Origin of the sequence: Actinomadura luteofluorescens, assembly GCF_013409365.1 — a bacterium.
Taxonomy (GTDB): Bacteria; Actinomycetota; Actinomycetes; order Streptosporangiales; family Streptosporangiaceae; genus Spirillospora; species Spirillospora luteofluorescens.
This window is the reverse complement of the sequence record NZ_JACCBA010000001.1, coordinates 5,859,500-5,880,990: the sequence shown is the minus strand read 5'-3', so window position 1 is coordinate 5,880,990 and position 21,491 is coordinate 5,859,500. Positions and strand designations below refer to the sequence as shown.

General features: G+C 70.5%; 16 protein-coding genes, 1 other RNA gene and 1 pseudogene. 6 read left to right on the top strand and 12 right to left on the bottom strand.

From position 1 onward, the window contains the following. Positions 1-2: 2 nt before the first annotated feature. Positions 3-683, top strand: a complete 681-nt coding sequence (locus tag BJY14_RS27370; protein WP_179846222.1) for a DUF3841 domain-containing protein — start codon at positions 3-5, stop codon at positions 681-683. A gap of 28 nt (positions 684-711) precedes the next feature. On the opposite strand, the gene BJY14_RS27365 is transcribed toward BJY14_RS27370, so the two are convergent. Together BJY14_RS27365 and BJY14_RS27360 are read right to left on the bottom strand one after the other, a co-directional pair. After that, positions 712-1,263 (bottom strand): GNAT family N-acetyltransferase, encoded by a 552-nt coding sequence (locus tag BJY14_RS27365; RefSeq protein WP_179846221.1) that lies wholly within the window; start codon positions 1,261-1,263, stop codon positions 712-714. Then, positions 1,260-2,546, bottom strand: a complete 1,287-nt coding sequence (locus BJY14_RS27360; RefSeq protein ID WP_179846220.1) for an XRE family transcriptional regulator — start codon at positions 2,544-2,546, stop codon at positions 1,260-1,262. The genes BJY14_RS27365 and BJY14_RS27360 overlap by 4 nt, the downstream gene beginning before the upstream one ends. 138 nt (positions 2,547-2,684) lie before the next feature. Here BJY14_RS27360 and BJY14_RS27355 point away from each other — a divergent pair, with 138 nt between their 5' ends. Then, positions 2,685-2,900: a hypothetical protein gene (locus BJY14_RS27355; protein ID WP_179846219.1), complete on the top strand. Its 216-nt coding sequence runs from the start codon at positions 2,685-2,687 to the stop codon at positions 2,898-2,900. Beyond that, complete coding sequence (locus BJY14_RS27350) at positions 2,890-3,171, top strand: hypothetical protein (protein ID WP_179846218.1); 282 nt, start codon at positions 2,890-2,892, stop codon at positions 3,169-3,171. Before BJY14_RS27355 ends, BJY14_RS27350 begins: the two co-directional genes overlap by 11 nt. Positions 3,172-3,367: 196 nt before the next feature. Here BJY14_RS27350 and ssrA read toward each other — a convergent pair. The 6 genes and pseudogenes from ssrA to ftsE form a co-directional block, all read right to left on the bottom strand. After that, positions 3,368-3,740, bottom strand: a transfer-messenger RNA (tmRNA) gene (gene ssrA, locus BJY14_RS27345). A 307-nt stretch (positions 3,741-4,047) separates the two neighbouring features. Further along, positions 4,048-5,985, bottom strand: coding sequence for a penicillin-binding transpeptidase domain-containing protein (locus tag BJY14_RS27340; protein WP_246396136.1), 1,938 nt, complete (start codon positions 5,983-5,985; stop codon positions 4,048-4,050). Positions 5,986-5,994: 9 nt separating this feature from the next. Beyond that, positions 5,995-6,487: pseudogene (gene smpB / locus BJY14_RS27335) on the bottom strand (SsrA-binding protein SmpB). 30 nt (positions 6,488-6,517) lie between these two features. Beyond that, positions 6,518-7,696 carry a S41 family peptidase gene (locus tag BJY14_RS27330; protein ID WP_312879428.1) on the bottom strand — a complete coding sequence of 393 codons (1,179 nt, stop codon included), beginning with the start codon at positions 7,694-7,696 and terminating at the stop codon, positions 6,518-6,520. A 93-nt stretch (positions 7,697-7,789) separates the two neighbouring features. Then, positions 7,790-8,695 carry a permease-like cell division protein FtsX gene (ftsX, locus tag BJY14_RS27325; RefSeq protein ID WP_179846217.1) on the bottom strand — a complete coding sequence of 302 codons (906 nt, stop codon included), beginning with the start codon at positions 8,693-8,695 and terminating at the stop codon, positions 7,790-7,792. A gap of 183 nt (positions 8,696-8,878) precedes the next feature. Continuing rightward, complete coding sequence (gene ftsE / locus BJY14_RS27320; protein WP_067453578.1) at positions 8,879-9,568, bottom strand: cell division ATP-binding protein FtsE; 690 nt, start codon at positions 9,566-9,568, stop codon at positions 8,879-8,881. A 409-nt stretch (positions 9,569-9,977) separates the two neighbouring features. On the opposite strand from ftsE, the gene BJY14_RS27315 reads away from it, so the two are divergent. Then, positions 9,978-10,163, top strand: a complete 186-nt coding sequence (locus BJY14_RS27315) for a hypothetical protein (RefSeq protein ID WP_179846216.1) — start codon at positions 9,978-9,980, stop codon at positions 10,161-10,163. Positions 10,164-10,176: 13 nt separating this feature from the next. On the opposite strand, the gene BJY14_RS27310 is transcribed toward BJY14_RS27315, so the two are convergent. Next, complete coding sequence (locus BJY14_RS27310) at positions 10,177-11,232, bottom strand: DUF8094 domain-containing protein (protein ID WP_179846215.1); 1,056 nt, start codon at positions 11,230-11,232, stop codon at positions 10,177-10,179. Positions 11,233-11,382: 150 nt separating this feature from the next. Between BJY14_RS27310 and prfB the strand changes: the two genes are divergently transcribed. After that, the gene (gene prfB, locus BJY14_RS27305; protein ID WP_179846214.1) at positions 11,383-12,492 is read left to right on the top strand and encodes a peptide chain release factor 2; all 1,110 of its coding nucleotides are present in this window, start codon (positions 11,383-11,385) and stop codon (positions 12,490-12,492) included. Positions 12,493-12,618: 126 nt separating this feature from the next. Next, on the top strand, positions 12,619-13,602 hold the full coding sequence (locus BJY14_RS27300) for a DUF8094 domain-containing protein (RefSeq protein ID WP_179846213.1): 984 nt from the start codon (positions 12,619-12,621) through the stop codon (positions 13,600-13,602). A 418-nt stretch (positions 13,603-14,020) separates the two neighbouring features. On the opposite strand, the gene BJY14_RS27295 is transcribed toward BJY14_RS27300, so the two are convergent. The 3 genes from BJY14_RS27295 to BJY14_RS27285 all read right to left on the bottom strand — a co-directional run bounded on the left by BJY14_RS27295 (position 14,021) and on the right by BJY14_RS27285 (position 21,337). Next, positions 14,021-14,278 carry a hypothetical protein gene (locus BJY14_RS27295; RefSeq protein WP_179846212.1) on the bottom strand — a complete coding sequence of 86 codons (258 nt, stop codon included), beginning with the start codon at positions 14,276-14,278 and terminating at the stop codon, positions 14,021-14,023. Between the two features lie 466 nt (positions 14,279-14,744). Then, the gene (locus BJY14_RS27290; protein WP_179846211.1) at positions 14,745-19,577 is read right to left on the bottom strand and encodes an NAD-glutamate dehydrogenase; all 4,833 of its coding nucleotides are present in this window, start codon (positions 19,575-19,577) and stop codon (positions 14,745-14,747) included. Between the two features lie 179 nt (positions 19,578-19,756). Continuing rightward, positions 19,757-21,337, bottom strand: coding sequence for a serine/threonine-protein kinase (locus BJY14_RS27285; protein WP_179846210.1), 1,581 nt, complete (start codon positions 21,335-21,337; stop codon positions 19,757-19,759). Positions 21,338-21,491: the final 154 nt, after the last annotated feature.

The following is a 21,491-nucleotide window of genomic DNA, read 5'->3' as shown; positions in this document are numbered from 1 at the left end:
CGTTGCTGGACGACGAGACGGCGGGCACCCGTTTCCCGATCCGCGACGCCGAGCCCGAGCAGGCCGTGCCCGCCGGTCCGATGGGCTACGACCTCGACGCGGAACGGCTGTTGCTGCACACCGTCCAATCGGTCGAGGCGTTCGAGGCCCTGCTCACGACGGGCACACTGACGCCGGACCCGGCCCTGGCGGTGACCGAGTTCGCGGACGCCTACGACTGGATGTACCGGATGATGGCGGCGCGCCTACCGACCAGCGGCCAGGGTGCGCTGTGGCTCTGGGCACGCACCAACCGCAAGCATCTGGTCAGTGCCTGCCGCCACTCGCGCGGCCAGGTGCTGCTCACCTGCCGGGTCCCCCGCGACCGCGTACTCCTCTCACACTTCGACGAGTGGCACATGGTCCTGAACCGGGGCCTCGGCATGCCGAGGCTGCCCGGCGAGTCCGAGGACGAGGCGTTCGCCCGCTGGGAGGACACTCACGACGAGTTCGACGCCCGCCTCCGGGCAGCGGGGATGCGTGAAGCCCCGACCCGGAACTGGCCCACCACCCTGCGGAACGAAATCGAGACGTCCTGGGAGTGCATCCTCAACCGGGACAACTACGGCCCCTTCGAGTGCTGGCAGGCCACCGTCCATGCCCTCACCGCCGACGAGGTGGTGGAAGCGGTCCGGATCATCTGAGCGGCCAAACGCGGCCCGGCACACGGCCCTAGCTCAACGGCAGATCCACGACCATCACATCGAAGTGCGGGGAGTCGGGGAACGGCTGCGCCTTGCCCGCCTTGCGCCATCCCCACCGTGCGTACGCGCGCTGCGCGGAGTCGTTGTCCTCGCGGACCAGCAGCGTCGCCCGCTCCTCGGACCGGCCGCCCAGCAGTGCATCGTGCAGCGCGTGCGCCACCCCCCTGCCCTGCCACTCCGGAATCACCATCAGCTCGTTGAACGCGAACGTCCTCGACCCGGTCTCGACGGTGAACCCGTCCGGGACCGGGGTCGTCAGCCCGTTCCACCAGCGCGCGTTCACCGGCAGCGCGTACCCGAACGCCTGGCCCACCGGGCGCCCGCCGACGTAGGCGATGACGATCTCGAAGCCCGGGGCCTTGGCGTAGCCAGGGAACCGCTCGCCGAACCGCTCCGCGGAGTAGAAAGGCTGGTCGACCACGTCCTGGTGCGAGGCCACATAGACGGGCACGATCACGCTGTCGAGGACCTTCTCGGCGTCGGCGGGGTCGTGGCGGGTGAAGGTGGGATCCGCGGTCATCGGTCTCCCGTTGCTGCGAGCAGTTCGCGCGCCTGCTGGACCGAGGCGCGCCCGGCCTGAGCGGGTGCCGCAAGCCGCAACGAGGTAAGCGCGCTGCCGCGCACGAGCCCGTCTCCGCGCTGCTCGGCCGACAGGCCCTCCAAGACCCGTGTCATGTGGTGCACACCATCGTCGACGTCCCCGGCGCCGATCAGTACGCCGGCGCGCTGCATCTCGATCTGGCCGCGGAATCCCCAATTTTGAGGGGAGCAGACACCCAGCGCAGCGTCCTGAGCTTCCAACGCCGGTCCCACGTTCCCGGCGCAGGTGTGGACGAGGCTGGCGACGAAGTGGAGGCGGCCGACCGACCAGCCCCAGTTGCCTCGCCCGTTCCGCACGGCCTCGGGGAGGCGCTCGAACACGCCGCGCAGGTCGCGCAGGGCGTCCCCGGCCTCGGCATGACGGCCGAGCTCGGCGAGGGCCTGAGCCTTGGCCGCGTACGCGTTCACGGCACCTGCGGCGTCCCCGCGCCCGACCGCGATCGCCTCTTCGGCAGCCTCGACGACCGACAGGCGGGGCGTCTCGGTGTAGAGGGCGAAGATCGCGGCGCGGCCCCGGATGCGGGCGGCGGTGGCGTGGTCGCCGGTGTGGTCGGCGGCGCGGGCGGCGGTGCGCCACCAGCGGCGCGCGGCACGCCCCTCGCCGAGGTTGGTCAGGTTGATCGCCATGAGCGCTGCCATCTGGGCGGCGACATGGATCAGACGGAGCTGGGCGGTTCCGCGGGCGGTGGGGACGAGCCTCGCCAGCTCGGCGAAGTCCGCCGCGAGTTCCGGCTGGAGGGCGGTCGCGGAAGCCCAGCCGACCTCGTGGGCGTAGTCGTGCGCGACGCGCTCCCAGGTATCGGCGTCGCGGTCGTTGGCATCGGCGGCGACCCCGGCCTCGAACGCCTCGCGTAACGGTGCCGCGTCACGGGCCAGAGAGCCGGCGGCGGCCGTGGTGGCCAGCAGACCGAGGAGGGTACGGCGTTCCACGTCTTCATTGTCATCGACGCTGTCAAGCCGCCCGAACAGTTCGACTTCCCCGATCCCGAACGCCGCCGCGTAGTCGGCGGCCCACTCCCGGGGGAAGTGCTCGCCGCGTTCGTACTTGCGGATCTGACGGGCGAGCGACTCCACCTGCGTGCGGTTGGGGCGCAGGTCACGGGCGGCGTAGAGGGCTTTCGCCATCCTCGGTTTGGACCATGCGCGGGCTTCGCGCTCGGTGCTTAAGCGCGCTGCCCAGCGCGGGAGTTCGTCGTCGGTCATGCGTGCACCATCCCGCCGGGACCGGGGCAGGCGGACCCTTCTGAACAGTCCGCCTTCTGACAGCCAGTATCCGGCTCCCGCGTCGCAGGCGTAGGGCTTTCACTGAGCGTGACCCAATCACCACGAGTGAGGGAGCGCATGGTGAACGCCCCTGACGTGTCAGTCGAAGAGGCCAAGGCGAGGTTGCGGGACGCGTTTCCCGCTTGGTCGATCATCCATACCCGGGACACCGGGCGATGGTGGGCGACCCGCGGGCCCCTCACGCGCAAAATCCTCGACCGGCCTTCCGACGTCTGCGCCGACACGGCCGAGGAACTCGCGGACAAGATCCGGGCGGTGACCCGTGACGAGTGAGCAGGCGCCGCGCGACACGGCCGTGATCGATCCCGTGCCGATCCGTGTGTTGGAGGCCCGCCGCATCCAGGACCACTACGGCGGAACGGCCGTGTGGTTCGGGTACTTCACGCGGAGCTGGTGGGCGCTCCTCCCCGAGGCGCGGCTCGTCGAAGGCACGACCCCGGAACGGCTCGGCGCGGCCATCGCGGCGGCGCGGGGCGGCGTGGCCTCGCTTGATCCGGAGCGGCAGCGCGAGCGGGACCGCGCCCGGCGGGCCGGGCGCCCATAGCCGGGGCAGCGCGGCCGGTCGAGACTTCCCCCTCACTCCCGGGCGCGTTGCCCCTTCCATCCGCGCGTCGGCCGTAGACGTCTACATGGGGGGTGTAGCGCGGCGGTCGCCGGGGCGCTCGGGAAGGGGGTGCCTTACATGGGTGCACACGCAAGAAGCCGCCGACCAGAACTCGTCTGATCAGCGGCTTCTCTTGCCGTGGAGGTGGCGGGAATCGAACCCGCGTCCTTCGGTGATGGGTCAGGGCTTCTCCGGGTGCAGCCTGCTTAGTGTTTTCTCAGTCCCGGCGCTCACGCAGGCGTGTCGCCGACGGACTCAGTCGCTGTTAGATGTCCCTGCCGGGCCCGCGACCGGACCGGTAGGTGGAGTCTCCTTGCGATGCCAGACCCCGGGACGGAGACGCGCCCGGGCTGACAGAGTTCGCTCCTCGCTCAGGCGGCGAGGGCGAACTCGGACTGCTTCTTGTTGGCAGTTATTGGTTTGCTGTCACAGGATTTACGAGGTCACGACAGCAACCCTCGACCCGCTTCCCCTGGCTCGAACGACCGAAGTCGAAGCCGGTCACCCCCATGTTGAGTTGTCAAAGCGTCGGTCCGAAGACGTCCGCACGATGACGTTACAAGGATAACGCGTGCGGGGGCAACGTGATTCCCCCGGGCACACGTGAACCCCGGTGGACGCGAACGATGTCACGTCCACCGGGGTCGACCGGCAGGGTCGGGCCGGTCCGGACGGCAGAGCCTCCCCCGAGACGAGGCTCTGGTCTCATCACGGCGACTGAGTCCGCAACCCCCCAAGCGGTGGCTCAGTCACCCGTAAAGACGCACGCGGGGGGCGGGTTGGTTGCGTCCGGTCCGTAAAGAGCCGACAAAGGACCTAGCCGCCCAGGAACTTGGCGGCCAGCGCCGGGGTGTTGATGACGCCCTCGACCGCGATGGCGAAGGCGCGGTCGCCGCTGGAGCCCACGAACCAGGAGACGGTCTTCGGGCGGCCGCCCTCGTTGTAGGTCGTGAGGGCGGCGACGCCGACGACGTCGCCGGAGACGCGGGCGCCTTTGGCGTTGCCGCGGGACGCGGTGCGGCTCAGGACCTTCTTGAGGTTGGAGATGGACTCGGGCGGCAGGCTCTGCGCCGCCGGCGCCTGGGCCGTCGTGGACGGGTCCTTGAGGACGTAGGGCGGCCGCCAGGTGCCGCTGTAGGCGGCGGCGGCCACCATGGCCATCGCGAGGGGGCTGACCTGGACGGCGCCCTCACCGACCATGGCCGCGGCCTTGTCGCCGTCGTTCGCGGGGGCCGGGACGGAGCCGGTGAAGGCGGGGACGCCGAGGCCCCAGTTCTTGCCGAGGCCTAGCTGGGACGCCTCCCGGAGGAGGGTCTGCGCGTCCACCTTGCTGCTGAGCTGGGCGAGGGTCGTCTTGCAGGACGCGGCGAAGTGGTTGGCGAAGCTGCTGTCGGGACGGGCGTTGTTGGTGAACGTCTTGCCGCCGACGGTGACGGTGCCGGGGCAGGTGGTCTCGGTGGACTGCTTCATGCCGGCCTGGGAGAACAGCGCTTCGGCGGACACGATCCCGAACGTCAGGCCGGGCGGGTAGTGGCCCTCGAACGCGGAGTTCCGGCCGCCCGTTCCGTGGTTGGACACGGCGAGCACCTCGCCGGTGCTCGGCCGCACGGCGACCATGGACGCCGGGAACTGGAGGCCGGCCAGCGCGTCGTCGGCGTGGCGCTGGTAGCCGGGGTCGAGGGTCGTCTGGACCTGCTGCGGCTCCTGGCCGGGCCAGGAGCGCAGCTGCTCGGTGCTCTTGCCGGTCTCGTCCTGCGCGACGACGCTGACGGTGGGCGTCCCGGCGAGGCGGCGCTGCTGGAGCAGCTGGATGCCGCTGACGCCGATCGTGTCGCCCGGCTGGTAGGGGGCGCCGACCTGCTGGAGCCGGTCGGCGGTGGCGGGGCCGAGGTTGCCGATCAGCTCGGGCGCGTACGCGGGCGCGATCGGCGCGCGGACGCCCTGGAACCGCAGGCCCGGGATGTGGGTGAGCCGCTGGATCAGCAGGTTGTGCGTCGGGACCTGCAGGGTCAGCAGCGGCAGGTACGTCTGCGGCGGGGCGGACCGGACGCGGCCGAGCAGGCGCTCGGAGTCCAGCCGCCGGCCACCGTCGATCTTGGTCTGCTTCGTCAGCTGGTCGATGGTCTTCTGCGGGTCGGCGAGCTGCCCCGGATACACCCCGACCTGGTAGGCGCCGATCTCGCGCAGCGCGGAGCGGCCCTGCGTGTCGGTGATCGGGGAGCGCTTGGGCACCTGCGTCACCACGGCGAGGCGCTGCCCCGGCTTCAGCTTGGTGTTGATGATGGACTGGTCCCAGACGACCTTCCACTTGCCGCCGACGCGGCGCAGGTGCATGAGGCCGGGGTACTCCCACGGCTGCCCGTTCTCACCCAGGTCGATCTTCACGGTGAAGCGGGCGTCGGCCTCGTCGCCCTTCTTGACGATCTGGTCGACGCCGGAGCCCTCGACCTCGGTGCCGAGCGACAGCCGCAGGGACGCCGCGTCGAGCTGCTGCCGGACGCGGCCGAGCGCGTCCTCGACCTGCCTGCGGTCGGCGCCGACGGTCCGCCCGGCGGCGGCCTCGTAGTTGCCGACCTGCCAGGCGATCAGGAAGTCGCGGACGGCGGGCATCGCCGACGGCTCGGCCCAGCATCCGGTCGTCATCGTCCCGACCAGGGCGCCGCAGGACGCCAGCGCGACCGCCCGGCGCCGCGCGGGCGAAAGCAGCGGCGTCCGGGCCCCGGTACGGGCCCGCCTCCGGCCTCGGTTCGTCATCGACACCCTTCACCGTCTCCTGAACCGGGCCGCCGCGGCCTTCTGCATCTCACGCTCGGCTTCCCGCTTGGCGATGGCCTGGCGCTTGTCGTAGGTCTTCTTACCACGGGCCAGGCCGATCTCGACCTTGGCCTTCCCGTCCTTGAAGTACAGCGAGAGCGGGATCAGCGTCCAGCCCGGCTCCTCCGACCTCGCGATGATCTTCTGGATCTCGCGGCGGTGCAGCAGCAGCTTGCGGCGCCTGCGGGGCGCGTGGTTGGTCCAGGTGCCCTGCGTGTACTCGGGGATGTGGACGTTCTCCAGCCACACCTCGCCGTCGCGCACGTGCGCGAAGCCGTCGGCCAGGGAGGGCCCGCCCGGCGCGCAGCGCCTTCACCTCGGTGCCCATGAGCACCATGCCCGCTTCCCACGTGTCGTCGATGTGGAAGTCGTAGCGGGCCCGCTTGTTCTGGGCGATGAGCTTGCGCCCGGTGTCGTTCTTCCGCCCGGTGTCCCGTGCCACGTCCTCAGTCCTCGTCCCGCGTCGTCGTCTTCAGCCCGGCATCGTCGCGTGGAGGCCGCGCAGCACCGTCCGGGCGCGCCGCTCGGCCGCCCTGGCGGGGCGGTCGGCGGAGACCTCCACGTCGGGTTCGATGCCGACCCCGTCGAGGTTACGGCCGCTCGGGGTGCGGTAGCGACCGACGGTCAGTTCGATGACCGACCCGTCGGCGAGCCGGAGGGGTTCCTGCACCGAGCCCTTCCCGTACGTACGCGATCCTACGATCACCGCGCGGTCGCGGTCGCGCAGGGAGCCCGCGACGATCTCCGCGGCGCTCGCGGTGCCCGCGTCGACCAGCACGACGAGCGGAGTCTCGGCGTCGCCGGGGGCGGTGACGGTGCGCCGCTGGACGGGCCTGCCGCGCGGCTCGTAGGTCACGACCGGGCCGCCGGACAGGAACGCCGACGCCGTCTCGACCGCCTCGTCGACCAGCCCTCCGGGGTTGCCTCGCAGGTCGAGCAGGACGCCGCCCCGGGGACGGCCCGCGGGCGAGCGCCCGGTGACGGCCGCGCGGACCTGGCCGCCCGTCCCGCGCGTGAAGGCGCCGACCCGGATCATCCGCGCGCGCTCGGGAAGCTCGGTCACGGTGACGTCCCCTCCAGAGACCTTCGTGCGGACGAGGTGGAACCTCCTGGTTCGACGCTCGCGCTCCACGGTGAGTTCGACCGTCTCGTCCGGGCGCCCGCGCAGCGCCTCCGCGACGCGCGAGATGCCCCAGCCGGTCACGGAGGCGTCACCGACGCGGGTGACGACGTCACCGGCCTGGACGCCGGCGCGGGCGGCGGGGGTGCCGGGCTGGACGCTCGCCACCAGCACGCGGGAGTCGCCGTCCTCGCGGCCGAGCCACAGGCCGACACCGCTGTAGCGGCCGGTGAGGCGCCCCTCGACGTCGTCGAACTCGCGGGCCGAGTAGTAGTGCGCCCACCGGTCGCCGAGCCCGCGCAGCATGCCCTCGATGGCGGCGCGGTCGAGGGCGCCGCGGTCGACGGGCCGCGCGGCCCGGCCGCCGATCTTCGCGGCGGCCTCGTCGAGGACGGTGCCGCCCCCGGCGACGGCCGCGTGGCGCTCGGAGCCCGAACCGCTCACGACCCCCGCGCCGTAGGCGCAGAGGAGCGCCGCCGCGATGGCGGCGCCGCGCAGCACGCCGCCCGGTCGCCTGCTCAGCGGGGACACGGGCGCGACGGGGGCGCGGAGGGGAACATGCGGCCAAGTGTAGGGCGGTGCCGCGGCCCGGATCCGGCGGTTGGGCCGGATCCGGCCGTCACGTCAGATTCGCAGGTATCTGCGCAGGGTCAGGAACGAGGAGACGGCGCACAGCAGGACGCCGAAGCAGATCGACACGATGATGACGAGGATCACCACGCTCCAGCCGAGCTGGCTGACGAGCTGGACGTCCCCCGCGAGTCTGTCGACCAGGAGTTTCTTACTGAAGATCAGTAGGACGGACGCGAACAACCCGCCGATCAGCCCGGCGATCGCGCCCTCCAGGATGAACGGCAACTGGATATAGGTGTTGGACGCCCCGACCAGCCGCATGATGCCGGTCTCCCGGCGCCGGTTGAACGCCGACAGCCGGACGGTGTTGCCGACCAGCATCACCGCGGCGATCACCTGGATCAAGGCGATCGTCAGCGCGGCGACCTGCAGTCCGTTCAGGATCCGGAAGAACCGCTTCAGGATCTCCTGCTCGTTGATGACCGAGTCGACGCCGGGCTGGTTGAGCATCGCCTGCGCGACCGCCTTGTACTCCTCCGGGTTCTTCAGCTTGACCCGGAACGAGTCGGGGATGTCGCCCTCGCGGGTGCTCTCCACGAATCCGGGCGAGCCGGCGAAGCGGTCCTTGAAGCGGGCGTAGGCCTGCTGCTTGTTCTCGTACTGGACATCCGAGACCTGCGGCATCTTCGCCAGCTGCGCCTTGAGCGTCTCCCGCTGCTGTTCGGTGACGTCCTGCTTCTGGCAGACGGGGTTGGAGCTCGTCTTCGCGCACAGGAAGATCGAGACCTCGATCTTGTCGTACCAGTAGCTCTTGGAGGCGGAGACCTGCTGCCGCAGGAGCAGCCCGGTGCCGAAGAGCGCCATGGCGATGGCGACGGTGATGACGAGGGAGATCGTCATCGTCATGTTCCTGCGGAGACCGATCCAGATCTCCTGGAGAACGAACTGTACGCGCATGCCTCGCTGTCCTTGATCGCCGTTGCTGGGCCGGGAGCCGGGGCGCCGCGGGATGCGGCGCGGGCGGCTTCCTTTCGGGCACCCCTCTGGGTTTCCTACGACCCGGCGGGAATCGATGGTTCAGATGTCAGTGCGCCCTTGTCGGCACGCCTGTGTCAGTACGCCTGTGTCAGCGCGCCCGTATCAGTACGCCTGGCCGTAGACGCCGCGCGACTGGTCGCGGACGACGCGGCCGTCCTCCAGCTCGACGACGCGCTTGCGGAAGGCGTCGACGATGGCTGCGTCGTGGGTGGCCATGACGACGGTCGTACCGGTCCGGTTGATGCGGTCCAGCACCTTCATGATGCCGATCGAGGTCGCGGGGTCGATGTTGCCCGTCGGCTCGTCGGCGAGCAGGATCATCGGGCGGTTGACGAACGCCCGCGCGATGGCGACGCGCTGCTGCTCGCCGCCGGACAGCTCGTCCGGCATCCGGTGGGCCTTGCCCTCCAGGCCGACCAGGTCGATGACCTCGGGGACGACCTTGCCGATGAAGCGCCGCGGCTTGCCGATCACCTCGAGGGCGAACGCGACGTTCTCGAAGACGTTCTTGTTGGGCAGGAGCCGGAAGTCCTGGAAGACGCAGCCGATCCTGCGGCGCAGGTGCGGCACCTTCCAGTTGCTCAGCCTGCTCAGGTCCTTGCCCGCCACGTGCACGTGACCCTGGGAAGGACGCTCCTCCTTCAGGACGAGGCGCAGGAAGGTCGACTTACCGGAGCCGGACGGGCCCACCAGGAACAGGAACTCGCCCTTCTCGATGGCGACGTTCACATGCTGCAGGGCGGGCCGGTTCTGGCTCGGGTAGACCTTGGTGACGTTGTCGAAATGGATCACGGCTGCATCACGGCGGTTCGCTGTAGGGGTTGGGGAGCGGGCCGGCCCGCGGCCACGGAAGCGTCCGTGACCCCTTGCCTGCGCCGCCCGGCTTCACGGCCAGGTGGGACGCGGAGCCTTCGAGCAGTGTAGAGGGGAGAGGCGACCACCTCGTCCCACTCGCAGTGGTACGGGCGTCCGGGGCCGGCACCGCGTCCGATCAGTGCGTGACGTCCGATCAGTGCCATGTAAACCGTCTCCCGACGTCCGGCCGTTTTATACCGTCTAGCCCCCGGACTTGCCGGAACGACCATACAGTCCGGCTAGGCTGGATGACGGCGAAAGATACCTAATAGGTGGACGACCGACCAGACAGGCCGACGCTTCCCGCACGGACCACGTGCCGTTGACGGAGATTGGGGCCCACGACATGAGCTGCGAACATCTCATCTGCGCTCGGTGCTCGAACCCGGTGGTGGAGGGACGCTGCCCCACCTGCCGGGAGGCCCGCTCGGAGCTGCACCACCACGGCCCGTCCGTGCCGCCCGCCGTCGTCCTGGCGGTCCTCGTCGCGCTGCTGTTCGCGGCGCTCGTCCTGCAGCGCGTCTACGGCTGACCGGCCCGGCGCGTCACGGCTTCTTGACCGGCGGCGTACCCGCCTTGGTCACGGTGCCGTCGTCGGCGACCATGTGCGCCTTCGGCTGGGTCGCGCCCTTCTTGGCCTTCGGCGGATCGAACGCGGCGAAGTGCAGCGTGGCCGTGGTGTCGACCTCGTTGCCCTCGACCGTCCCGTCGAGCAGGTGCTCGGCCTCCTGCGGGATCTCCGGCTTCGGCGTGCCCGGATCCTTGGCGATCAGCGAGGTGTTGCGGAACAGCGAGTAGATCACCAGGCCGCCGCCGTGCTCGGTCCGTAGCCCGAAGTAGGGGAACGGCGTCGCGGTGTAGACGGCCGTGTAGGTGACGTCCTTCTTCTTGGCCTTCTTCCTGGCCTTCTTGGCGTCCTGGTAGAAGCCGGTGGTGACCGCGTTCGACCGCATCACCTTCGCGGCGACGCTGCGCGGCCCCTCCGCGGCGATCGTCGCCTGGATCCCGCCGACGTCGCGGGGGCGGATCAGCACGGACGCGTCCTCCGCGCTCATGGCCGTCGCGTAGCCGGCGGCGTCGATCGCGACCTTCGGCTCCTTGGCCTTCTCCTGCAGGAGGGTCGCGAGGGTGAGCTTCCAGTGGTCGGACGGCCCCCGCAGGATGAAGCTCATCAGCGCCCTGCGCTTGCTCTTGGGCTGGCCCACGACGGAACGGTCGACCGACACCACGAACCATTGCGGGTAGGCGGCGTCCCTCAGCTTCGGCACGTACAGCTTGGGCGTGCCGTACACGAAACGCCGCACCGGATCGCCGTCGTAGGCCGCCTTGCGGAACTCGGCCGCGGTCAGCTGGGACTGGCCGTCGGACGTCCACGTCAGCGCCAGACGTTCGTCGCCCGCGGCCCTGGCCACGTCCTCGTCGGTGACGTAGGAGCGGAACGCCTGGCTGGCGACCTGCGGGGTCAGTGCCAACGGCGCGGGCGGGGACGTCTCGGGCACGGTGACGGTCGGCCGCGCCTCCGTCTTCCCCTCGGCGCAGCCCGCGGCGGTGAGCAGGGTGAGCAGCGCCCCGGCCGCGACCACCCGCAGGAAGCTGTGCAAAGACCCGTCCCCCGGAGCGAGAATCCCGGGCCGGCCGTCCTCGGCCGACCTCCTCGGCCCGTGATTCTGCCACCCGCATGGTATTGACCGGACCTCCGGTCGCCCGCCACGAGGCGATAAGCAGTGCCGGGACGGCGATAAGCTCGGAACGTGGCAGGCATCGAACCCGAAGAACAGCTCAAGGAGCTCGGCTCGACCCTGTCCAGCATCGAGCAGGTGCTGGACCTCGACACCATGCGCCGCGACATCGCCGAACTGCGCGAGCAGTCGGCCGACCCCGACCTGTGGAGCGACCAGGAGCGCGCCCAGGGGGTGACGCGCCGCCTGTCGTACCTGGAGAGCGAGCTCAACCGGGTCGAGGGCCTGCGGCAGCGGCTGGAGGACGCCGCCACGCTGTACGAGATGGCCCGGGAGATGGACGACGCCGACACGCGCACCGAGGCCGACGAGGAGCTGGCGGCGCTGCACAAGGCCGTCCAGCAGCTCGAGGTGCGCACGCTCATGTCGGGCGAGTACGACGCCCGCGAGGCGCTGGTCACCATCAACGCCCAGGCCGGCGGGGTGGACGCGGCCGACTGGGCCGAGCAGCTGCGGCGGATGTACCTGCGCTGGGCCGAGCGGCACGGCTACCCGACGGAGGTCTACGACACGTCCTACGCCGAAGAGGCCGGGATCAAGTCGACCACCTTCGCCGTGAAGGCCCCCTACGCCTACGGCACGCTGCGCGGCGAGCACGGCACCCACCGGCTCATCCGGATCTCCCCGTTCGACAACCAGGGCCGGCGGCAGACGTCGTTCGCGGGCCTGGACGTCGTCCCCGTGGTGGAGCAGAGCGACCACGTCGAGATCGACGAGAGCGAACTGCGGATCGACGTCTACCGGTCGTCGGGGCCCGGCGGCCAGGGCGTCAACACGACCGACTCCGCCGTGCGGATCACCCACATCCCGAGCGGCATCGTCGTGTCCTGCCAGAACGAGCGCAGCCAGCTGCAGAACAAGGCCACGGCCATGAACGTCCTGCAGGCCAAGCTGCTGGAGCGCAAGCGCAAGGAAGAGGCGGAGAAGCTCTCCGAACTGCGCGGCGAGGGCACCACGAGCTGGGGCACGCAGATCCGCAACTACGTGCTGCACCCGTTCAAGATCGTCAAGGATCTGCGCACCGGCGTCGAGGTCGGCAACACCTCCGCGGTCCTGGACGGCGACATCGACGAGTTCATCGAGGCCGAGATCCGCTGGCTGCGCCAGCAGGAGAGCGCCTGACCCGAGACCGTCCCCTGACCGGTCCCCCACCTTTTACGGCCGACTTTCGTGTTCGCAGAGTGATCACATGATCACTCTGCGAGGATGCCGGGTGGTCCGGACCAACGTCGCCATTCGGGGGGCCTCATGGCAGCACGCACTCTCGTCCCACTACTCCTACCCGGCCTGCTGGCCGCCGCCGTCAGCACCGGCTGCTCCGGCAACAACACGTCCTCCGCGGCCCCGGGGAAGCCGCAGGGGCCGCCCGCCCTCACCAAAGAGCAGGCACAGCAGGTACTCACGTCCTTCGCCTCGGGCATGAACCAGGCAGGGCTCAGATTCAGCGGCAGAACACTGCGCACCGTCGAGACCGACCCGCAGCTCACCATGGACGTCGCCGCCCTCAAGCTCCGCCGCGCCGTCCGGCAGCGTCCACCCAAGGTCGTCTTCAGCCACACCACGTTCTACATCCCGCGGCTGACCGGCCACCCGCGCTGGTTCGCGGCCGACGCCGTCAGCGGCAAGGGCAAGCAGGCCCTGCGGCACGCGCTGCTGTTCACCCAGTCCAGCGAGAACGCGCCCTGGCTGCTCGCCGCCGACCCGTACCCGTCCGAACTCGCCCTCGCCCACGTCGCGCTCGACCCGCAGGGGTACGCCACCCCGGTCGCCCCCGACGTCGAAGACCTCGCGGTCGCCCCCGCGAAGCTCCCGAAGGCCCACGCCGCCCTCCTCACCGACGGGCCCCGCGCCTCCGGAGCCTCCGTCCTCGCCGACGGGGCGAAAACCAGCGAAACCTACAAGGCGCTCAAAGCAGGCGAGAAGACCCTCGCCACCCGCGGCGTCACACTCTCGTCCCGCTTCTCTCCCGCCGAGTACAAGGTCTACGGGCTCCGCACCAAAGACCGCGGAGCCGTCGTCTGGTACGTCCTCAAACAGAACGAGGCCTACTCGGCCGCCCAACGAGGCAAACTCGCCGTAAGCGGCGACCTCGTCGGCCTCGCCCCATCCACCACCGCCCGGACGCGCCTCGACACCACCGTCCTCGTGCAGTACCTGGCCACCATCCCGCCCAAAGGCCGAGCCACCATCAGCGGCATGTACCGCAAAGCCGTCACCGCCCAGGGCTCCTGAACCCCGTCGGATGCCGGCCGGCCCGCCCCTCCTGACCGCTGCGGCGGAACCGGCCGGTGTCCGATGGTTTTTTGCAGTTTTCTCTGCAGTGCTCTCCTCCTTCGGGCCTTGGCGGCCCTCCATCGTCGAGCACCGCGGGCGATCGCTGGCATCGCTCCGACTCGCCTTGCGGCTCGCTGCGCGATCAGATTCTTGCTTCGCTCGAATCTGCCTTCGGACGCGATCGCGGCCCCTCAGGTTGCTGCGGGGTTGCTGTATCGGCTGAGCTTGTTGCGCCCGGTGGTCCTCTTTAAGAGAAGGTGCGGGCAACGGCATCGCTTCGACTCGCCTTGGCGGCTCGCTGCGCGATGAGGTTCTCGCTTCGCTTGAACCTGCCTTCGGACGCGATCGCCGGCGAGGCCCTTGGCGGTGGGCGGGCTCAGGGCTGCTGCCGGGTCTGCGGATAGCGCCGGGACGGGTTCTCGAAGCTAGTGGGCGGGTGGGGTGGAGTCAGGAGGCCGTGGGAGGCCATGATCGCTAAGGTCACGCCGCTGGCTCCTGTGCCCACGCCCAGGGCGGTGGCGATGATGGCTCCGGTCTCGCCGCCTGCCAGGAGGAGAAAGGTGATCAGCGCGGCGACGTTGAAGCCCAGGGAGAGCGCGAGGGATATGCACAGCTTGCGCATGCCGAGGTTCACGGCAGTCCTTTCGGCAAAAGGCAGTGGCTAGCGCGCCCGCGTCAGATCGCCAACGGCCGGTGGGACACGCACTACCTGTTCGGGACGCCCTTCATCAAGCGCCCGGGCAAGGGCGCCCGCCGCGTGGTTTGAAGTGAACCACGCGACGGGCTCAATGGTTGCGATCGCGTCCGAAGGCAGGTTCGAGCGAAGCGAGAACCTGATCGCGCAGCGAGCCGCCAGGCGAGTCGAAGCGATGCCAGCGATCGCCCGCGGTGCCCGACGATGGAGGGCCCTCCGGGCCCGAAGGAGGAGGGCACTGCCATAAGCACCGCGGGCCCAATGATTGCGATCGCGTCCGAAGGCAGATTCGAGCGAAGCAAGAATCTGATCGCGCAGCGAGCCGCAAGGCGAGTCGAAGCGATGCCAGCGATCGCCCAGCTTTTTCGACGATGGAGGGCCGCCAGGCCCGAAGGAGGAGAAAAAGCTATTCAGCGGGCAGGCTGCTGGAGGTTACGAGGGTGCGGATGGCGCCTAGGGCTACTGAGAGGGTTGCCAGGTCGAAGCTGTCGCTTTCCCAGATTTCGCTCAGTGTCTGCTGGGCTCGTCGGACGGCTGGTTTGTTCTTTTCCGCCCAGTAGATCATCCGTTCTTCGGGGTTGCCTCCGGGTTCGCTGGTGACGAGGACGTCGCGGGTGAGGGCGGAGTGGGCGGCGTACAGGTCGTCGCGGAGGGCGGAGCGGGCCATGGAGCGCCACTTGTCGTCGCGGGGTAGCGCGATGATGCGTTCGCGCAGGCGGGACAGTTGGAGGCGGTCGGCCAGGTCGAAGTAGATTTCGGCTACTTCCTCCACCGGGCGTTGGGTGTCGTGGGCTATGCCGACGACGTCGAAGGTGGAGTAGGCGGGGACGAACGTGGCGCATTGTTCGGCGAGTTCGTCCGGGACGCCGAGTTCGGCGAAGCCGTCGCGGCGCTGTTCGAAGGCGGCCAGGTCCAGGCCGACGAGCAGCTTCGAGAGGTGTTCGCTGAGGGTGGCGGCGCCGCCGCGAAAGAAGTCGATCGTCTCCTGGATGTCGAACGGGGGGCGCCGGTTGTGCAGGAGCCAGCGGGCGCCGCGTTCGGTGAGCTTGCGGGCCTCCAGCAGCATCGCGACCTGTGTCGACTCCTCGACGTGGTGCGACAGGCTTTCCACCGATCGCCAGAATCGCGGCATCTGGAAGACGTCGCGGGCGACGAGGTAGGCGCGGGCGATGTCGGAGGAGGAGGCGCCGGTCTCCTCGTTCATCCGGAACACGAACGTGCAGCCGCTGGCGTTGACCACGTCGTTCACCACGGCCGTCGTGATGATCTCGCGGCGGAGCGGGTGCCGGTCCATGTGGGGGCGGAACCGTTCGCGCAGCGGGGTCGGGAAGTAGTCGACCAGCCACGACTCCAGGTAGGGGTCTTCGGCGAGGTCGGAGGCGACGAGGTCGGCGTCCAGGGCGAGTTTGGCGTAGGCGAGCAGCACCGAGAACTCGGGGCTGGTCAGCCCGAGGCCGGACTGGCGCCGCTCGGCGAGGGCCTTGTCGTCCGGCAGGGCCTCCAGGCGGCGCTTCAGGCGGCCGTCGCGTTCCAGCTTGCGCATGTAGCGGGCGTGGACGTGCAGCATCGCGGGGGCCTGCGCGCGGGCGGCGGCGAGCACCACGTTCTGCGCGTAGTTGTCGCGAAGGACGAGCCGCCCGACCTCGTCGGTCATCTCGTAGAGCAGGCCGTCGCGCTGCTTGCCGGCCAGTTCGCCGTCCCGCACCGCCTGGTCGAGCAGGATCTTGATGTTGACCTCGTGGTCGGAGGTGTCGACGCCCGCGGAGTTGTCGATGAAGTCGGTGTTGATCAGGCCGCCGCCGCGGGCGAACTCGATGCGGCCGAGCTGCGTCACGCCGAGGTTGCCGCCCTCGCCGACGACCTTGCAGTGCAGTTCAGCGCCGTCCACGCGGACGGGGTCGTTGGCCTTGTCACCGACGTCGGCGTTGTTCTCGAAGGACGACTTGACGTAGGTGCCGATGCCGCCGTTCCACAGCAGGTCGACCGGGGCGCGCAGGATGGCCCGGATCAGCTCGAAGGGCGGAAGGGTCTTCACGCCGTCGCCGAGCCCGAGCACCGCCCGCATCTGCGGGGTGATCTGGATCGACTTGACGGTGCGGGGGAACACGCCGCCGCCCTTGGAGATCAGCGAGGTGTCGTAGTCGGCCCAGCTGCTGCGCGGCAGTTCGAAGAGGCGGCGGCGCTCGGCGAACGAGGCGGCGGCGTCCGGGTCGGGGTCGATGAAGATGTGCCGGTGGTCGAACGCGGCGACCAGGCGGATGTGCTCCGACAGGAGCATCCCGTTGCCGAACACGTCCCCGGACATGTCGCCGATGCCGACGACGGTGAAGTCCTCGTTCTGGATGTCCTTGCCGAGGGCCCGGAAGTGGTACTTCACCGACTCCCAGGCGCCGCGGGCGGTGATGCCCATGCCCTTGTGGTCGTAGCCGACCGAGCCGCCCGAGGCGAACGCGTCCCCGAGCCAGAACCCGTAGTCGGCGGCGACGCCGTTGGCGATGTCGGAGAACGTCGCGGTGCCCTTGTCGGCGGCGACGACCATGTAGGTGTCGTCGCCGTCGTGGCGGACGACGTTCGGCGGCGGGACGACCTTGCCGTCCACGAGGTTGTCGGTGAGGTCGAGCAGGCCGGAGATGAAGTCCTTGTAGCAGTCGATGCCGGCCTTCTGCCACGCCTCCCGGTCCACGGACGGGTCGGGCAGCTGCTTGCCGACGAAGCCGCCCTTGGCGCCGGCCGGGACGATGACGGTGTTCTTCACCGCCTGCGCCTTGGCCAGGCCGAGGATCTCGGTGCGGAAGTCCTCGCGCCGGTCCGACCAGCGCAGCCCGCCGCGCGCGACCGACCCGAACCGCAGGTGCACGCCCTCGACCTTCGGCGAGTACACGAAGATCTCGTAGGTGGGGCGGGGCAGCGGCAGGTCCGGGATGCCCGCCGGGTCGAACTTCATCGCCAGGTACGGCTTGTTCTGGTAGTGGTTCGTGCGCAGGGTCGCCTGGACGAGCGCCAGGTAGGAGCGCAGGATGCGGTCCTCGTCGAGGCTCGCGACGTCGTCCAGCTTGCCGCGGATCTCCTCGGTGATGCCGTCGCTGCGCTCCTCCTCGCCGCCCTGCAGGGTCGGGTCGAGCCTGCTCTCCCACAGCCGGATGATCAGCCGGGTGATGGAGGCGTTGCGCAGCAGCACCTCCTCGAAGTACCGCTTGGAGAACGCGGCGCCCGCCTGCCGCAGGTACAGGGCGTAGGCGCGCAGGATCATCGCCTGCCACCAGGTCAGGCCGACGTGCAGGACGAGGGCGTTGAAGCCGTCGTTCTCGATGTCGCCGCGCCACAGCACCGTGAACGCGTCCTGGAACAGGTCCTTGACGGCCTCTTCCGGGACGTCCGCGGGCGGCACGTACCGCAGCCCGAGGTCGTAGATCCAGAACCGGCGGCCGTCGGAGGTGTTGATCTCGTAGGGACGCTCGTCGATCACCTCGACGCCCATGTTCTGCAGCAGCGGCAGCACCCGGGACAGCGAGATCGGCTCGCCCATCCGGTAGATCTTCAGCCGCCGCTCGCCGGGCCCGGCGCCGGCCGGCTCGTACAGGTCGATCGAGGTGTCGACGGCCTCGTCGAGCGCGTCGAGGCGGCGCAGGTCGCTGACGGCGGTGCGGGCCGGGAAGTCGGCCTTGTAGCCCTCGGGGAACGCCTCGCCGAACGAGCGGCCGAGCGTTCCGGAACGTTCCTCTCCGCACTGGGCGACGATCGCGTCGGCGAGGTCGTCCTCCCAGGAGCGGGTGGCGTCGGCGAGGCGCTCCTCCAGCTCCGGGACGTCGACGTCCGGCAGCGGGCGGCCGCGCTCGCCGCGGACCACGACGTGCAGCCGGGCCAGGTTCGACTCGGTCACGTTCGCGCTGTAGTCGACGCTGACGCCCTCGAACGCCTCCCTGAGCAGGTCCTGGACGCGCAGCCGGACCTTGGTGGTGTACCGGTCGCGCGGCAGGTAGACCATGCAGGACATGAAGCGGCCGTACAGGTCCTTGCGCAGGAACAGCTTCAACTGGCGGCGCTCGCGCAGCCGGAGCACGCCGAGGGAGATCTTCAGCAGGTCGTCCACCGAGATCTGGAACAGCTCGTCGCGCGGGTAGCTCTCCAGGATCTCGATGAGGTCCTGGCCGTCGTAGCTGTCGGGGGTGAACCCGGCGCGCTCCAGCACCTCGTCGAGCTTGGGCCGCAGGACGGGGACGTGCGCGATCGACTCGCTGTAGGCGACGTGCGTGAACAGGCCGAGGAACCGGCGCTCCCCGACGACCTCGCCGGACGCGTCGAACTTCTTCACCCCGATGTAGTCCAGGTACAGGGGGCGGTGGACGGTGGAGCGCGAGTTCGCCTTGGTGAGGACGAGCAGTCGCTTCTCCGTCGCCTTCTCGCGGACCTCGGGCGGCAGCGCGGCGAAACCGGCGGACTCGCGCTTGTCCATGCGCAGGATGCCGAGACCCGAGCCGGGCTCGGGGCGCAGCGCCGTGCCGTCGTCGGTGAGGGTGTAGTCGCGGTAGCCGAGGAACGTGAAGTGCCCGTCGGCCAGCCAGTCCAGCAGCTCGACGCCCTCGGCGAGCTCCTTGTCGGACAGCGGCGGCGGGACCTCCTGGATCGCGGTCGCGATCTCGTGGGCGCGGGCCCGCATCTTGGGCTCGTCCTCGACGGCGACCCGCACGTCCTGCAGGACGCGGATCAGGTCCTTCTCCAGGACGTCCAGGAGGGCCTGGTCGGTCGTGCGGTCGACCTCGATGTGCATCCACGACTCGTCGACGTCGGCGTCGCTGTCGCGCTTGCCGCGGAACGCCCTGAGGTGGCCCGCGACGTCGCGGTCCACGCCCAGCAGCGGGTGGACGATCAGCTGGGTCGCGAGCTGGTGGCGGCTCAGCTCCATCGTCACCGAGTCGACCAGGAACGGCATGTCGTCCGTGACGACCTGGACGACGGTGCGGCCGGGGTTCCAGCCGTCCTCCTCCAGCGTCGGCGTGAACACGCGCACCTTCGCGCGTCCCTGCGGCCGCTCCTCGGCGAGCGCGCGGTGCGCCAGCGCGGGCCCGCAGATGCCGGCCGGGTCGCGCTCCAGCAGGTCCTCCCGCGCGACCTGGCGGTAGTAGAGGCGGAGGTAGGCGAGGACCTCCTCCGCGTCCCCGCGCGCGTCCGGACGCCGCGCGCACGTCTCGGCGGCCCGCCGGAGCAGGTCGTCCTTCTCTTGATCGAGCATGCCGCTCATCGACAATCTCCCCTTGAGACCCATCGCCACCTCGTTGTGGCGCCGCTCACTGCACGAGCGTAACCAGGAATCGCCGCAAAGCCGACCTGGTCGCGTGCATGGCCGACGTGGCCTATCCCACCCTGCCAGGGCCACCGCCGCCGCTCAGGGTGATCTTGAAAATCGGTGCCGCGCTCGCGTCAGCCCGCGGCCTGGCCGCCGGTGCCCGTTCCGGATCCGGTTCCGGTGCCGGGGTCGGTGCCGCCGCCTCCGGGATCGGTCGGCGGGTCACCGGGGTCGGTCGGCGGGTCGCCCGGGTCCGTGGGCGGGGTCCCCGGGTCGGTGGGCGTGCCCGTCGGCGTGTCGGTCGGGGTCGGCGTGCCGGTCGGGGTCGGGCTGTCGGTCGGCGTGGGACTGCCGGTCGGGGTGGGGCTGCCGGTCGGCTCCGGGTCGTAGGACGTCGGCGGCTGCTCCTGCACGGCCCGGCGGCTCGTCGGCGGCGCGGTGGTGGGCGCGACGTCGGTCGAGGCGGGCGGCGCGCTCGGGTCGCTGACCTTGCGGCCCGCCTTGCCGCTGTCGCCGGAGCCGAGCAGCAGGACGGAGGACACCACGATGAACGCGACGACCAGGGCCGCGGCCCCGGCGAGCACGGCGGAGCGTCCCGAGCCGGCGAGCGAGCGACGCAGGCCGCCGCCCTTGCCGCCGGAGCCGGGCATCGTCTCGTCGGCGGCCCATTCGGCGGGCGTGCGGTCGGCGTCGTAGGCGTCCGGGACGGCGCCGGCGGCCGCGGGGGCCTCGAAGGCGGCGTCGTCGAAGATCGGGTCATCGGCGGGGAGGGGGGCGCCGGCGCGCGCCGCGGCGGGCTCGAACACCTCGTCCTCGTCGCCGCCCTCGGCCGCGAGGACGGACCCGGCGGCCAGCATCGCGGTCTCGTCGGTGTCGCCGGACGGGCGGGCCGCCGGGCGCGCCGCGGCCTCCTCGTGCCCGAGCAGCCGCATCAGCACCTGCCGGGCGCCGGGACGGCGGGAGGGGTCCTTGTCGAGGCAGTCGAGCACCAGGTCGCGCAGCGGCCCGTCGAGGTCGCCGAGCTCGGGCTCCTCGTGCAGGATCCGGTTGATCACCGCGGGGATGGTGTCCTGCCCGAAGGGCGGCTCCCCGGTCGCGGCGTAGGCCAGCGTCGCCGCCCAGCAGAACACGTCCGCGGGCGTCCCGACCTCGTCGCCGCTGATCTGCTCGGGCGCCATGTAGGACGGGGTGCCGATCACCCGGCTGGTGAGAGTGGTGCCGCCGCTGAGCGCGCGGGCGACGCCGAAGTCGATGACGCGCGGGCCGTCGGGGCCGATCAGCACGTTGTGCGGCTTGAAGTCGCGGTGGACGATGTCGGCCTGGTGGATCGCGGCGAGGGCCGTGGCGGTGCCGACGGCGAGCCGGTCGAGCGCGGCGCCGGCGAGCGGGCCGTCCGCCAGCACGTGCTGGTTCAGCGACGGGCCGGGCACGTACTCGCTGACGATGTAGGGCCGGTCGCCGGTCGCGTCGGCGTCGATCACCTGCGCCGTGCAGAACGGCGCCACCTGCTTGGCGACCTCCAGCTCGCGCAGGAAGCGGGCGAGCGCCTTGTCGTCGGACGTCAGCTCGGCGTGCAGCAGCTTGATCGCGACCTGCCGGCCGTCCTCGGCCACGCCGAGGAACACCGTTCCCTGGCCGCCCTCGCCCACCCGGCCGATCAGGGCGTAGGTCCCGAGCCGGTCCGGGTCTCCGGACCGCAGCGCCCCAACCTCCATGCGTGGAACCGTCCCTCTCCTTGATCGGTGAATCGAGTGTGCTTCGACCCGGATCACCCCTCCGACTGTGTGACGCGCGAGGCCCGAGCCGAGTTCACCGGATCCCGCGACCATTCGGAGCGATATGGACGATCATCTCCGCGGGTCGGCTTTG